Origin of the sequence: Nonomuraea guangzhouensis (assembly GCF_019396345.1) — a bacterium.
In the GTDB taxonomy this organism is placed as follows: Bacteria; Actinomycetota; Actinomycetes; order Streptosporangiales; family Streptosporangiaceae; genus Nonomuraea; species Nonomuraea guangzhouensis.
Genome location: NZ_JAHKRM010000010.1, coordinates 307,971 through 321,718, shown reverse-complemented (window position 1 = coordinate 321,718; position 13,748 = coordinate 307,971). Strand labels below are relative to the sequence as shown.

The following is a 13,748-nucleotide window of genomic DNA, read 5'->3' as shown; positions in this document are numbered from 1 at the left end:
CTTGAATCACCCCCGGAGGGGGTGTTCGTTGACAGGGCAGCTACCAGACAAGCCGCGGTCGCGGCGTAGGAAGGTGCCACTGGCCGCGCCCGTCTCGGCGGGCCTCGCGGCCGCGGCGGCCAGCATCCTGGCCGCCTCCGTCGACTGGGAGATCCCGCCCGTCGCCAAGGTGAGCGTGACCATGGCGGCGGCGCTCCTCGTCGGGCTCACCACCTGGGCCACGACCGAGGGGCGGGGCAAACGCGAGGCGGCGGCCGAGCCGTCCTCACGTGCGCCCGACCAGTGGCCGCCCGGCCCCGAGCACTTCACCGGGCGCGTCGAGCCGCTCGCGGAGCTGCGGACGGTCTTCGGCGGGCGGCGCAAGTCCGGCGGCGTCTCGCCCCCGCTGGTGGTCTCCGTGTACGGCAGGGGCGGCGTCGGCAAGTCGGCGCTGGTGGCCAGGTTCGGGCAGGAGATCGCCGGCGCGTTCCCCGACGGGCGCCTGTACGCGGACCTGCGGGGCGGCGTCGACGCCCCGGTGCGCCCGGAGGAGGTGCTGATCGGGTTCCTGCGCGCGCTCGGCGTCCGGCTGACCACCGACCCCGGTGGCCTCGACGAGCTGCGCAAGCTCTGGCTGACCTGGACCAAGGACCGCAGGATCCTCATCGGGCTGGACAATGCGCACGGCGCCGACCAGGTCAAACCGCTGATCCCGGCCGAGCCGGGCTGCGCCGTGCTGGTCACCTCACGCCAGCCGCTGTTCCTGAACGGCACCCACGACACCCAGCTCGGCGTGTTCAGCGAGGCCCACGGGGTGGAGCTGCTGGCCAGGCTGGCCGGCGGCGCCCGAGTGGTCGACGACCTCGACGCGGCCAAGGAGATCGTCCGGATCTGCGACTACCTGCCGCTGGCGATCAACATCTGCGGCGGCCGGCTGGCCACCCGCGAACACTGGACGCTGCGGCAGCTGGCCGACCGGCTCGCCGACGAGCGCCGCCGCCTCGACCAGCTCGAACTCGCGCAGACCGTCGACAAGAGCGTGCGTGCCTCCGTGCAGCTCAGCTACGACGACTGCACCGGCATGCAGCGCCGCCTGCTGCGCCTGATGTCCGCGCTCACCTCGCCCGACGTGCCCGGCTGGGTGGCGGGCGAGCTGCTCGACATCTCCGGGCTCGACGGCGCCGACCAGCTGGAGGCGCTGATCGACGCGCAGCTCGCCGAGAGCTCGGGCGTCGACCCGACCGGCGCCATGCGCTACCGCCTGCACGACCTCGTCCGGCTGTTCGCCGTCGAGCTGGCCGAGGGGGACGACCAGGCCCGGCGCCGGGCCGCCATCGAGCGGGTGCTGTTCGGCTACCGCCGCCGCGCCGAGGAGGCGGCCCAGGACCGCTGGCCGCAGGACTGGAGCCGCGGCGGGCGCACCTCCGGCGTCGAGGGGCAGATGCACGCGGGCGACTGGCTCAACGCCGAGCGGCTCTCGCTGATCGCCATGATCAACCTGGCCAGGCAGCTGGAGCTGTGGGAGCTGACCTCGGGGCTGGCCAGGGCGTTCTGCTCGCTGTGTCACTCCCTGCGCGCCTACTGGGCCGACTGGCACGCCGCGGCCGAGGCCGGCTGCGAGGCCGCCCGGCACACCGGCGACCGGCGCGCCCTGGCCATCGCGCTGCTCGACCGGGCGGCCGTGCAGGGCGGTCTCGGCGGCCACGAGCTGGGCCGGGTGGGCGCCGAGCAGGCGCTGGAGATCTTCACCGAGCTCGGCGAGTCGTGGTGGGCGGCCAGGGCGATGCGGACGATCGGCATGGGGCTGTTCAACGACGGTCACCTCGACCGCGCGCAGGACTTCCTGATCGGTGCCATCACCGCGTTCAAGGGCGAAGAGGACTACTGGTGGATGGCCCGCACCCAGCGCAACCTCGCCGAGATGCGGCTCGCCGAGCGGCGGCCCGAGGAGGCCAGGGACCTGCTCGAAGACGCCCTGGAGGTGTTCAAGCAGGCGGGCAACCGCTACTCCGAGGCCCAGACGCTGCGGGCCTACGGCGAGGTGCTCGCCGCGCAGGCCCGCGGCAGGCGCCGCGAAGGCGAGCACCGGGCCGCGCTCGAAGGTTTCACCAAGGCGGGCTTCAGCCTCGACCGCGCCGCCGAGATGTTCCGGCAGCGCGGCGAGCTGTGGGAGGAGGCCCGCTGCCTGCGCGCGGCCGGCGAGGTCGGCGACCCGTCCAACGGGCTGCGTGAGCTCGACTTCGTCCGGCGGGCGGAGGAGATCCTGACGGCCCTCGGCGACTCGTGGGGCATAGCGCGCACCGCGCTGTCGGCCGGCCGGGCCCTGGCCAGGCTGGGCCGGATCGAGGAGTCGGAACGCGAGCTGCGCCGGGCCGTACACGCGTTCGAGGATCTCGACGACCGGTGGTGGATGGCGCTCAGCCTGCGCTACCTCGGCGAGGCGCATCTCGACTCGGGCGGGCCGCACGCGGCCGTCGAGCCGCTGAAGCAGGCCAGGGACATCTACCGCAGTCTCGGCAACGAGGCCGGCATGCGCAGGACGCTGGAGCTGCTCAGGAAAGTGGAGTCCTGAGCAGTTCCCCGGCGGACTGCCGGGCCTGGTAGATGCTCTCCTCGAACAGCTTGCGCACGTGCGCGGCCTGGTCGGCCAGCTCCCTGACGTGCGTACGGGCCAGGTCGTCATGGACCGTCTCGGCGAGGAGCTGCTGGTAGTCCGGCGTCCGCGCGGCCAGCGCCTCCAGCCGATGGTGGGCGTGGAAGACCTTGTCGGCCTTGACCACCTGCTTGGCGTACTTCTCCAGGTGCCGCACCCGCCGCGACAGCGAGGTCCAGGCCGCGTCGAGCGCGGTGGTGTACGGCTTGAACGCGTCCTCCATGCCGGAGGGCAGGTCGCGCGGGATGAGCCGGCGGTGCTCGGCGTGCATGGACGACAGCTTGGCCAGCCGCTGGGCGATCTGCCACACCTCCTCCGGCAGCGTCACCCGGTTGTCGATGGTGTCGATCAGCCCTGCCCGGTTCACCTGGGAGTTCAGGATGACGTCCACCGCGTTCTGGGCGCGGCGCAGCAGCATCTGGCAGGGATAGTCGAGCTCTTCGGGCAGGACGTAGTGGGCGGCGTACTCGTAGGCCAGCCGCAGCCGTCGTTTGGTCGCCCGGCGCGTCGGCTCCACAGCCAGCCACCGCATCAACCCGATCATGCCCATCCCGAGCGCGGCCACGACCGCGACGCCCCGATTGGTGATCGCCAAGATCATCAGCAGCAGCCCGGGAAGGACCAGAAGGAGGGCGAGATTGTACGGGGGGTCCATCAGGCGGCCCGCTCTGGCCATGCGGAGGAAATGCGGGCTGGTGCGCAGCTGGAAGGAGATGTCCGGAGGCAGGGCTGGATCTACCACCAGCTGCGGGGGCAAGGCGCGCGGATCCATACAGTTCATGCTGCGTTATGAACCTCGAATCCGCTCATATTTGAGAGACATATAGGGTCTAAACGATGAACGAGATGACGCGATGGATCGATCTGGAAGGCGCCGTCAACGTGCGTGACCTGGGTGGACTCACCACCCATGACGGCGGCGTCACCCGCTACGGACGGATTTTTCGAGCGGACAATCTTCAAGGGCTCACCGACAAGGACGTGTCCCGGCTGGTGGGCGAGCTCAAGTTGCGGCACGTCGTGGACCTCCGCTCCAACGCCGAGGTCGCGCTGGAGGGCCCCGGGCCGCTGACCCGGATGCCCGAGGTGACGCATCACCATTTGTCGCTGTTCGCCGAGGGAGGCAGGCACACCGACGTCGAGGCCGACACCATCGACGGCGACCGGGTGCTGCCCTGGCAGGAGCGTCAACTCGACGAGGACCTGCGGATGAACGGGTTCTACTACGGTTACCTGCGCGACCGGCCCGACGCGGTGGTGGCCGCGCTGCGGACCATGGCGCTGAACGACGGCGCGGCCGTGGTGCACTGCGCGGCCGGCAAGGACCGCACCGGGGTGCTGTCGGCGCTCGCCCTGGAGGTCGCGGGGGTCACCCGGGAGGGGATCATCGCCGACTACGAGGCCACCGGGCAGCGGCTGGAGCTGGTGCTGCGGCGGCTGCGGGGGAGCGCCACCTACCGCGACGACCTCGACTCGCGGCCCGCCGACGACCACATGCCCCGGGCGCGGTACATGGAGCAGTTCCTGTCGGTGCTGGAGGAGCGGTTCGGCGGGCCGATCGCCTGGCTGGAGTCGCACGGGTGGACGGCGGCGGACACGGAGGCCATGCGCGCCCGGCTGCGCGAATAGCTCTGTCAGGCGTCCTTTGGCTCTGTCAGGTGTCCTTGCCTGGCTGGACGACGACGCGCTCGGCCGCCGACAGGCGGGCCGCCTCGAGGACGGCGAGCGCGTCGACCACACTTTCGGGGCTCACCGGCGGCGGGGCGCCCGCGCGCAGGCAGGACTCGACGCCGCGGTAGAAGTCGAGGTATGCCCCGGCTTCGGTGGGGACCGCGGCTTTGGCGTCGTCCGTCCCCAGAAGTCCCCACATCTCCTCGTTTTCCGCGCCGAACCCCGGCGAGTCGGGCGAGGTCCCGGCGCGCAGGCGTTCCTCCTGCACGTCCATCCCGTGCTTGACGTACGCCGCCCGCGAGCCGAGCACCCGGAACCGCGGCCCGAGCTGTGCGGCCATCGCGCCGGCCCACAGGTGTGACCGGGCACCACTGACGTGCATCAGCGCGATGAACGTGTCGTCGTCGGCGCCCACCCCCTCGCGCCGGACGTCGCTCTCCGCGTAGACGTCGCTCACCGGGCCGAGGAGCTGCAGCGCCTGGTCGACCAGGTGGCTGCCCAGGTCGTAGAGCAGGCCGGCGACCTCCTCGGCGCCACCGCTCTCCCGCCAGCCGCCCTTGGGCACCGGCCGCCAGCGATCGAAGCGGGACTCCAGGCGCAGCACATCGCCGAGGCGGCCTTCCGCGGTGAGCCTGCTCAGGGTGCGGAAGTCGCCGTCCCAGCGCCGGTTCTGGAACACGGTCAGCATCAGGTTCCGCTCGGCGGCCAGGCGTACGAGTTGGCGGGCCTCTTTGGCGGTACGGGCCAGGGGCTTGTCGATCACGACCGGCTTGCCGCGGGTGAGCGCTTCGGTGGCCACCGGCACGTGGGTCTTGTTCGGTGAGGCGACGACCACGAGGTCGCAGCGGTCCCACAGCCCGTCCAGGCCGGGCACGGCGACCGCCCCGTAGCGGGCGGCCACGTCGTCGGCCCGCACGGGGTTGCCGGTGACGACGGCGGACAGCCGCAGGCCGGGTGTGGCGTGGATCAGGGGCGCGTGGAAGAACGCGCCCGCCGTGCCATACCCGACCAGGCCGACCTTGATCTCGCTCATCGGCCCAGCGTAGCGCCGGGGCTCCCGCCGCCACCGTTCGGCGTGCGGCCGGGGTCGTTGGCCGCCACCGTCCGGCGTGCGGCCGGGGTCGTTCGCCGTCTTCGGGCGGCGGCGTCGGGGCTACTCGTCGTCGCGTTCGGCGAGGAAGCGTTCGAACTGGGCGGCGAGTTCGTCGCCGGTGGGCATCGCGGTGGCCTCGGCGATCAGGTTCTCGCGATCGGCGCCGCCCGCGAACGCGTCGTACTGCTGCTCCAGGCCGGTGATGGCCGTGGACAGCTCGCTCGACGCCTGGATCTGCTCCTCGATCTCGGTCGTGGTGCGCTGGGCCGCCTCGCGCAGCGCGTCCATCGGGAAGAGCAGGCCGGTGCCCCGCGTGACCGCCTCCAGGGCGGCGACCGCGGCGTGCGGATATTCGGCCTGCGACAGGTAATGCGGCACGTGCACCGCGTAGCCCAGCGCGTCGTACCCCTTGGCGCCCAGGCGGAACTCGATCAGGGCGGCGATGCTGCCCGGCACCTGGACCCGGCCGAACGAGCTGGTCTGGGCGTTGATGAGCTCGGGACGGCTGGCGTGCATGGTGATGCCGAGCGGGCGGGTGTGCGGAACCGCCATCGGGATGCCGTGCATCGTCACCATTTTGCTCACCTTCAACTGGTCGGCGAGGGCACCGACCGCCCGGGTGAACAACTCCCACTCACGGTCCGGCTCGGGGCCGCTCATCACCAGGAACGGGGTGCCGGTGGCGTCCTTCGCGGCGTAAACGGCCAGCTCAGGGCTCTCACACTCGACCCATCGGTCGGTGTCGAAGGTCATGATGGGCCGCCGCGAGCGGTAGTCGAGGAGGCGATCCACGTCGAACGTCGCCACTGTCCGGTGCTCCAGCTCCGCCAGCAGGTGGCCCAGCGCGAGGCGCCCGGCACCACCCGCGTCGACGAAGCCGTCGAAGTGGTACAAGAGCACGGGATCGGCCAGCTCAGGCGCATCGTCTGCGAGCTTGTAGAGATCCGTCGGGTCGAACACGGTTGGACAGCCTTTCCCTAGGTACTCTCTCCAGAACCTACGACGAGCCGCAACGATTCCGTGCAGGGCACCCTATCGAGGGCAGAATGGGGGCATGGACCGGGACCCGGACCTCGAGGAGTTCGCCGGCAGGATGTTCGACCTGGCCAGGGCGGGCGACACGGAGACGCTGCGCGCCTATGTGGACGCGGGTGTTCCGGCAAATCTCACCAATAGCAAAGGTGACACTTTGCTGATGCTTGCGGCTTATCACGGTCACGCCGCCACCGTCCAGATGCTCGCCGAGCAGGGTGCTGATCCGGGGAGGGCGAACGACCGTGGCCAGACACCTCTGGCGGGTGCCGTGTTCAAGAAGGAGTCTGCCGTGGTCAGAGCGTTGCTCGACGCGGGTGCGGATCCGGCGGCCGGAAACCCGTCCGCGGTGGACACGGCACGAATGTTCGCGAACGACCAGTTCCTTGAATGGTTCCGGCAAATAGGGCGATAGTGCGAAATATGGCGAAATGTCCGGGAAGTTATCGAGTGTGGCCTTTCGAACAGTGCATCGCCATGCTGTAAGTGTGGTTACATCTGCGCACTCCTTCAGTAGGCGGCCGCTTCGCATCCCTCCCTTGCCATGCCCGTTCCCGAACGAGATCAACGTGCACGCCACGGAGATCGACTCGGAAAGCCACGCATGGCTGGCCGCCTCGCACATGCTCGCCGGAGCCGACACGATCGAGCACTTCCGGCGCTCAAAGATCGGCCTGCTCGCCGCACGTACCAACCCCACCGTGCCGCGGGACAGTCTCAGGCTGATCAACGATTGGTACAACTGGCTCTTCGCGTTCGACGACGCGTTCTGCGAGGGCGAGCTGATGGGACACCGCGCCGCCGCATTGGCCCGCGCCCTTCCGCCGCTCCTTGAGATCCTCGACGGCCGTAAGGAACCGGATTCCACCGATCCCTTCGGGCTCGCGCTGAGCGAGCTGCTGCACCGCATTTCGGACACAGCCACGCCTGCTCAAGTGGACCGGTGGCGCATCACGGTAAAGGAGTATCTCTTCGCCCAGATCTGGGAGGCCGCCAACCGCGAGGTCGACCTGATCCCCACGCCCGAGGACTACGTGCTCATGCGCCGCATCACCGGGGCTACCTACACCTGCCTCGCGCTCATCGACGTGGGTGGCGGCTACCGGCTGGAAGCGGAGGAATGGCATCATCCGGACGTGCGCGTGCTCTCCGACCTCGCCTGCGATCTCATCGGCTGGGACAACGACCTGCTCTCGTACGCCAAAGAACGCGGCAACGACAAGGCCCGGCACAACCTCGTCACGGTGCTGGCCACGCACAAGACGCTCACACTGCAAGAGGCGCTGCAAGAAGTGGCGAAGATGCACAACGACGCCATCGCGGCCTTCCTCGACCGGCGCGCGGCGCTCGACCACTGGGCCTCGCGCCCGGTGCGCAACTACGTGCGCGGCCTCGAACACTGGGTGCGGGGACACATCGAGTTCTCGCTCGGCAGCGCCCGATACGTCCACGCCTGGCCGACCGACACTCGCTGGCCACAGGCCGTCTAGCCGAGATCTCCTGGGGCGTCCAGCTCGCCGAGCGCGAGCGCGGACGCCTCATCGAGATCGAGCCGCGTGCCCTCGTTGAAGGCGTCGCGGTAGACGTCCTCGCCCATCGCCTTCTGGCACTCCTTGACGCACTGCTCGTGGTCGCTGGTCATGAACGGCGCGCCGAGCATCGGCAGGCCGGCCGTCTTCCAGTTCTGATGGAGCGCACCGAGCAGCCGCGCCGCGAGCGGCGCCTGATCCATGGCGGCGAAGATCCGGGCCGTCGTCTCCAGCACCAGCAGCGTGCCGAGCGTGTCGTGGAAGTGACGCTTGATCCGCAGCCCCTCGCGCGCGCTCTGCAACGCGTCGCCGGCCCTGCCTGTCGCCAGCCTGGGCAGGCACAGTGCCCACTGCGCGTAGGAGCTCAGCCACAGCTCGCCGCGTTCTCTGCACACCTGCAAGCAGTCCTGCAGCAGGGACTCGGCCTCGTAGAGCTCCCCTTGCGCCGACAGCACCAGCGACAGCTCGACGATGGCCGGCAGCAGGCCCGGGTTGAGCTCCTTGTTGTCGGTGTTGAACTCGATCGCCACACCCAGCAGCGCGCTGGCCTTCTGCAGGTCGCCCTGGAGCAGGGCCGCCGTCCCCTGCATCTTGGAGGCCAGGATGACCGCCCTGGAGTCGCCGACCCTGACCGCCTCGGTGCTGCACTGCTCGGCCGCCCCCAGGGCGCCGGCGCTGTCGCCCTGGGCGCTGCGGACGTACGACAGGACCCAGAGAGCCTTGCACCGCTCCTTGCTCACGCCCGGATTGGCCTGCAGGGCACGTTCCAGATAGAGCCTGCCTTCGCGGACGAACCCGCAGCAGATCCACATGAACCACAGCGACGACAGCAGCGTCAGCGCCAGCACGGACTCGCCGGGCGTGCGCAGCGCGTGTTCGAGCGCCACCCGCACGTTGTCGTGCTCCTGGCGCATGCGGATGAACCAGTAGATCTGCCTCGGCCCCGACCAGGCGTCCTCGCTGCGCTGCGCCAGGCTCAGGTAGTACTCCAGATGCTTGCGGCGCATCTGATCGGTCTGCCCGAGTTTGTCGAGCCACTCCTCGCCGTACTCCGCCAGCGTGTCGATGAGCTTGTACCGGACTCCGGCGTGGTTGCTCCTGATCAGCAGGATCGACTTCTCCACCAGCCCGGTGACCAGGTCGGTGATGTCCTCGGACGGCAGCCGCTCGTCCGAGCACACGAATCTGGCCGCGTCGAGCTCGAAGTCGCCGGCGAACACCGACAGCCGCGCCCAGAGCAGCCGCTCCGCCGGCTCACACAACTCGTGACTCCATCCGATGGCCGCGCGCAGGGTCTGATGGCGCGGCAGCGCGGTACGGCTCGCGCCCGCGAGCAGGCTGAACCGGTCGGTCAGCAACCCGAGGATCTGGTCGACCGACAGCGCCCGCAGGCGTACGGCGGCCAGCTCGATCGCCAGCGGAATGCCGTCGAGCCGGCGGCACAGCTCGGCCACCGCCCCGATGTTCTGCTCGTCGAGCACGAAGTCGGGCATCACCGCGCCGGCCCGCAGGCCGAACAGCTGCACGGACTCGTTGGTGAACAGGCTCTCGGTCGGATCGTCGCCCGGCACCTGCAGCGGCGGGACGGGTATCACGTGCTCGTACGGCAGGTGCAGCGACTGACGGCTGGTGGCCAGCACCTTCAGATTGGGGGCGCGCTCCAGCAGCTCCTCGACCAGCTCGGCGCAGCCCTGCACGAGATGCTCGCAGGTGTCGATGATGAGCAGCATGTCGCGGTCGCCGACCCACTCCGACAGCGACTCCGACTCGGTCCGCGACGACTGGTCGGCGATGCCCAGCGCCGACGCGATGGTGTGCTTGACCATCCCCGCGTCCTGCAACCGGGCCAGGTCGGCGAACCAGACGCCATCCTCGTACTGGGAGCGGATCTGATGCGCCAGCCGGAGCACCGTGCGGGACTTGCCCACACCCCCGATGCCGGTGACCGTCACCAGCCGGGACTCGGCGAGATGTCGCTTGAGATTGGCGAGCAGGCGAGTCCGACCCACGAAGCTGGTCAGCTCCGACGGCAGATTGCCTTCTCGCCGCCAGCCGGTCGGGGTGGCCATGGGCGACCTCACGGGGGATAGACGACACCTGCCCTCGCATCGTACCCTCGCGGCCCTTGGCGGTCCGGGGTTCGTTGTGCGGGCCGGGAATGGGTTTGTCCCTCTGAGTAGCATGTATGCCGTGAGTGAATTCCTCCCGGAGCAGACGGGCGACGACACGGACCTCGGCTGGGGCGATTGGCGCGACTCCCAGGACACCGACCCGGACGCCTTCTACCTGGACGACAAGCCACCCCATTGGGGATGATCGTTCGCGCTTTTCCAGACTTTCCAGACTTTCCAGACTTTTCTAGGCGCGGAGGCCGTCGAGCAGCAGGCTGAGCAACTGGTCGGCCTGCTCGCACTTCCCGGGTTCGCCCTCGGTGGCCAGCGCGATGGCGTTCACGAACTTCAGCAACTGCCGCACGGTCACATCCGCCCGGATGTCACCGGCGCTCTGCGCCCGCTCCAGCAGCGCCGTGGCCGTGGCGAACACGGCGCCCCGGCACCACGACACATCGGTCTGCGTGGCTTCCATCGCCGCCATGAGCGACGCGGCCACCCCGCGGTCGGTGCTCCCTTGGGCGACGACCGCCCTGAGCCACACCACCAGTCCCTCACCCGGCGACGGGGCGGTCAGCAATCCTTCTCCCAGGTGGCACAACGCCTCGATGTGGTCGCGATAGACCGCTTCGAGCAGTGCTTGGCGGGTCGGGAAGTGCCGGTAGAGCGTCGCGTTGCCGACGCCGGCGCGCTGGGCGATGTCGTCGAGCGGCGCGTTCGCTCCCAGCTCGGTGAAGGCCGCCCTGGCCGCCGCGATGAGCCGCTCGTAGTTGCGTAGCGCGTCCGCCCGCAGCGGCCGGGTGGTCGGTCGTGTCACTTCTCTCCTGTTGTTGCGAAAGTGGGGACTGTCCCCGTATCGTACCTCGAAGTTAATCGGGGACACTCCCCGTTTAGCTGTGCGGAGGTCGAAGATGTCGGGAGAGTCCGGCGGGGTCGTGGGCAGGTACGGCAAGCACTTCGTGATGGAGCGGCGGGACGGTGTGCTCCTCCTGCGGATGCACACGGGCGGCGGCCCGGCTGTCATGTCGCTGGCCCTGCACAACGCGTGGGGCCAGGCGTTCCAGGAGGTGGGGAACGATCCGGACACCGAGCTGTTGATCATCACCGGCACCGGCGACTCCTGGATCGCCGGGCTGGAGCCGGGGCTGCGCGAGCGACGGCCGTACCGCGAATGGACGTCCGAGGCCCGCTACGCGACCTACTACGACGGCCTCAAGCTGCTGGAGAACCTGGTCTTCTCGGTGGACGTGCCGACCATCGGCGCCATCAACGGGTCCGGGTTCCACCATGAGCTCGCGTTGGTCTGCGACCTCACCCTGTGCACGCCCGGCACGGTCTTCGACGACACGCACTTCCCCGCGGGCGCGGTGCCCGGCGACGGCCAGCATCTGGTCTTCCAGGAACTCATGGGCCTGAAACGCGCCGCGTTCTCGCTCTACACCGGCGCGGGCATCGACGCCCGGCAGGCGGCGGAGCTGGGCCTGGTCAACGAGGTCGTAGACGCCGACCGTCTGCTCCCACGCGCCTGGGAGCTCGCCGAGACGATCATGTCCGCGCCTCGCACGACGCGCCGCCTCACCCACGCTGTACTCCAGCGGCCCTGGAGGCGGCGCCTGATCGACGACCTGGCCTTCGGTCGTACACACCAGCTGTTCGACGCGTGATCCAGCCATTCGGAGGAGAAAGCATGAACGAGAACATCATCCTGGTCACGGGCGCCACCGGCACCCAGGGCGGCGCTGCGGCGCGCGAGCTGCTGGCCGCCGGGTGGCGGGTCCGGGCCCTCGTGCGCGACCCGGCCGTCGCCAGCGCCCGTGCCCTGGCAGACGCCGGAGCCGAGCCGGTCCGTGGCGACATGGGCGACCGCGCCTCCCTCGATGCGGCCGCCCACGGCGTGTACGGCGTCTTCAGCGTCCAGCCGACCCTGGGCTATCCCGGCACTCCGCCGGACTTCACCATCGGCGACGAGATCCGGATGGGCAGGAACGTCGCCGACGCGGCCGCCGCGGCCGGGGTCCGGCACTTCGTCTACACGTCGGTCGGCAGCGCCGATCGCGATCACGGCATTCGCCGCTGGGAGAGCAAGCTCGAACTGGAACGCCACGCCAGAGGGCTCGGCCTGCCGACCACCTTCCTGCGGCCGGTCCGCTTCATGGAGAACCAGGTCGACCTGCGGCTCGGCGTCCGGAACGGAGTCCTGACCGATGTCATCCACCCGGATGTGCCGGTCCAGCTCATCGCCGCCACCGACATCGGCGCCTTCGCCGCACTGGCGTTCAGCCATCCGGACGAGTACATGGGTGCGGCGCTCGAACTGGCCGGTGACCAGCTCACGATGACCGAGATCGTCGCCGCCATGGAGCAGGCCATTGGGCAGCCCATCGCCTACCAGGCGATCCCCCGCGAGGCGCTCCTGAACAAGGACCCGGACGCGCTCGCGGGCTACGAGTTCGCCAACCACGGGGGCGGCTGGCACGCCGACATCCCCGCCCTGCGCAAGGCACACCCCGGTTTGATGGACTTCGCCACCTGGCTGACCCGTGAGGGCACTGCCAAGTTCACCGCAGGGCAGCTGCCGGACACCGCAGGCTGACGACTCCAGCGGCAGTGGCGATACTGTGCCCCTGCGGGGGCGGCGGAAACTCCTAGCTCACCACGTCCTTGCGGCGGAAGCGGCGGAAGGCCACGGCGATCAGGATGGCCGCGTAGGTCACCGACACCGAGGCGCCCTTGGCCATGCCACTCCAGTCGAGCTCGGGTGCCAGGGCATCGAGCCAGGCCGTGTTCCAGAAGGTCGGCAGGAACTCCCGCAGCGACCCAAGCGCCTCGACCGCCTGCAGGATCGTGCTGACGATCCACAGGCCCACGGCCCCGCCGACCGCGCCGAGCGGCGAGTCGGTCATCGTCGAGATGAGGAACGCCAGCGCCGCCACCACCAGCTGGCTGACCAGGGCGTAGCCGATCACGATGCCGAAACGCGGCAGCACGTCGAGCGCCGCGATCGTCTCTCCTGTGCCGGGCACCTGGATGTCGTGCCATCCGAACGCCAGCGTGCCGGCGAGCAACGCCATCAGCGGCAGGCAGATCACCGCCGCCGCCGAGTAGCCGAGCGCCACGATGATCTTCTGCCGCAGCAGCCGGTCACGCGGCACCGGCGCCGCCAGCAGGTAGCGCAGCGACGACCAGCTCGCCTCGCTGGCCACGGTGTCGCCGCAGAACAGGGCGACGGCCACGACCAGCAGGAAGCTGGCCGACACCGACAGGGCGAACGCCGCGAAGTTGAGGCCGCTGGCCGTCGCCAGGTCGGAGATGCGCAGCGCCGACTGCTGCTGCCCGCTGGACTGCGGGCCGAACTGGAAGGCGATCACCAGGATCCACGGCAGCGCCAGCAGCAGCCCGAACATGACAAGCGTGCGCCGCCGCTTGAACTGCCTGACGATCTCGACCCTCAGCGGCAGCGTGCGCCGGGGCGCGTAGCCGGTCGCGGCGGTCATGAACCCTCCTCGACGACGGTCACGGCTTCTCTTCGGTGGCGGATCACGATGCTCTCTCCGACGAGGTGGCGGATCCCGACACTCTCTGAGGTCAGGTGGCGGGTCGCGACCGTCTCTCTGACTGCGGGGCGGGTCGCGACGCTCTTTCCGGCCAGGGGACCGGTCGCGACGCGCTCCCCGGCCAAG

13 protein-coding genes are annotated in these 13,748 nt (G+C 69.9%); 7 read left to right on the top strand and 6 right to left on the bottom strand.

The window, feature by feature from the left end; genetic code table 11:
• The first annotated feature begins 73 nt into the window (after window positions 1-73).
• Window positions 74-2,551: an ATP-binding protein gene (locus KME78_RS22735; RefSeq protein WP_219531124.1), complete on the top strand. Its 2,478-nt coding sequence runs from the start codon at window positions 74-76 to the stop codon at window positions 2,549-2,551.
• Here the strand turns inward: KME78_RS22735 and KME78_RS22730 are convergent.
• Window positions 2,532-3,404, bottom strand: a complete 873-nt coding sequence (locus KME78_RS22730) for a hypothetical protein (RefSeq protein ID WP_219531123.1) — start codon at window positions 3,402-3,404, stop codon at window positions 2,532-2,534. The two genes, KME78_RS22735 and KME78_RS22730, sit on opposite strands and share 20 nt — an antisense overlap.
• Before the next feature lie 65 nt (window positions 3,405-3,469).
• Between KME78_RS22730 and KME78_RS22725 the strand changes: the two genes are divergently transcribed.
• Entirely contained in the window at window positions 3,470-4,261 is a 792-nt protein-coding gene (locus KME78_RS22725) for a tyrosine-protein phosphatase (RefSeq protein WP_219531122.1), read from the top strand.
• Window positions 4,262-4,286: 25 nt separating this feature from the next.
• On the opposite strand, the gene KME78_RS22720 is transcribed toward KME78_RS22725, so the two are convergent.
• Together KME78_RS22720 and KME78_RS22715 are read right to left on the bottom strand one after the other, a co-directional pair.
• On the bottom strand, window positions 4,287-5,336 hold the full coding sequence (locus tag KME78_RS22720) for a Gfo/Idh/MocA family oxidoreductase (RefSeq protein ID WP_219531121.1): 1,050 nt from the start codon (window positions 5,334-5,336) through the stop codon (window positions 4,287-4,289).
• 120 nt (window positions 5,337-5,456) lie between these two features.
• Window positions 5,457-6,356, bottom strand: a complete 900-nt coding sequence (locus KME78_RS22715; RefSeq protein WP_219531120.1) for a proteasome assembly chaperone family protein — start codon at window positions 6,354-6,356, stop codon at window positions 5,457-5,459.
• Between the two features lie 94 nt (window positions 6,357-6,450).
• Between KME78_RS22715 and KME78_RS22710 the strand changes: the two genes are divergently transcribed.
• Both KME78_RS22710 and KME78_RS22705 read left to right on the top strand, forming a co-directional pair.
• Window positions 6,451-6,843: an ankyrin repeat domain-containing protein gene (locus tag KME78_RS22710; RefSeq protein WP_219531119.1), complete on the top strand. Its 393-nt coding sequence runs from the start codon at window positions 6,451-6,453 to the stop codon at window positions 6,841-6,843.
• Between the two features lie 124 nt (window positions 6,844-6,967).
• A complete protein-coding gene (locus tag KME78_RS22705; protein WP_219531118.1) occupies window positions 6,968-7,918 on the top strand; it encodes a terpene synthase family protein in 951 nt (316 codons plus the stop codon).
• On the opposite strand, the gene KME78_RS22700 is transcribed toward KME78_RS22705, so the two are convergent.
• A complete protein-coding gene (locus tag KME78_RS22700; RefSeq protein WP_219531117.1) occupies window positions 7,915-10,026 on the bottom strand; it encodes an ATP-binding protein in 2,112 nt (703 codons plus the stop codon). The two genes, KME78_RS22705 and KME78_RS22700, sit on opposite strands and share 4 nt — an antisense overlap.
• Window positions 10,027-10,147: 121 nt before the next feature.
• Here KME78_RS22700 and KME78_RS66265 point away from each other — a divergent pair, with 121 nt between their 5' ends.
• Complete coding sequence (locus tag KME78_RS66265) at window positions 10,148-10,273, top strand: hypothetical protein (RefSeq protein ID WP_281428821.1); 126 nt, start codon at window positions 10,148-10,150, stop codon at window positions 10,271-10,273.
• A gap of 42 nt (window positions 10,274-10,315) precedes the next feature.
• On the opposite strand, the gene KME78_RS22695 is transcribed toward KME78_RS66265, so the two are convergent.
• A complete protein-coding gene (locus KME78_RS22695) occupies window positions 10,316-10,885 on the bottom strand; it encodes a TetR/AcrR family transcriptional regulator (RefSeq protein ID WP_308127090.1) in 570 nt (189 codons plus the stop codon).
• Window positions 10,886-10,979: 94 nt separating this feature from the next.
• On the opposite strand from KME78_RS22695, the gene KME78_RS22690 reads away from it, so the two are divergent.
• Together KME78_RS22690 and KME78_RS22685 are read left to right on the top strand one after the other, a co-directional pair.
• Entirely contained in the window at window positions 10,980-11,732 is a 753-nt protein-coding gene (locus tag KME78_RS22690) for an enoyl-CoA hydratase/isomerase family protein (protein WP_246651578.1), read from the top strand.
• A gap of 23 nt (window positions 11,733-11,755) precedes the next feature.
• Complete coding sequence (locus tag KME78_RS22685) at window positions 11,756-12,661, top strand: NmrA/HSCARG family protein (protein ID WP_219531114.1); 906 nt, start codon at window positions 11,756-11,758, stop codon at window positions 12,659-12,661.
• 52 nt (window positions 12,662-12,713) lie between these two features.
• On the opposite strand, the gene KME78_RS22680 is transcribed toward KME78_RS22685, so the two are convergent.
• On the bottom strand, window positions 12,714-13,562 hold the full coding sequence (locus tag KME78_RS22680; RefSeq protein ID WP_219531113.1) for an ABC transporter permease: 849 nt from the start codon (window positions 13,560-13,562) through the stop codon (window positions 12,714-12,716).
• Window positions 13,563-13,748 lie beyond the last annotated feature (186 nt).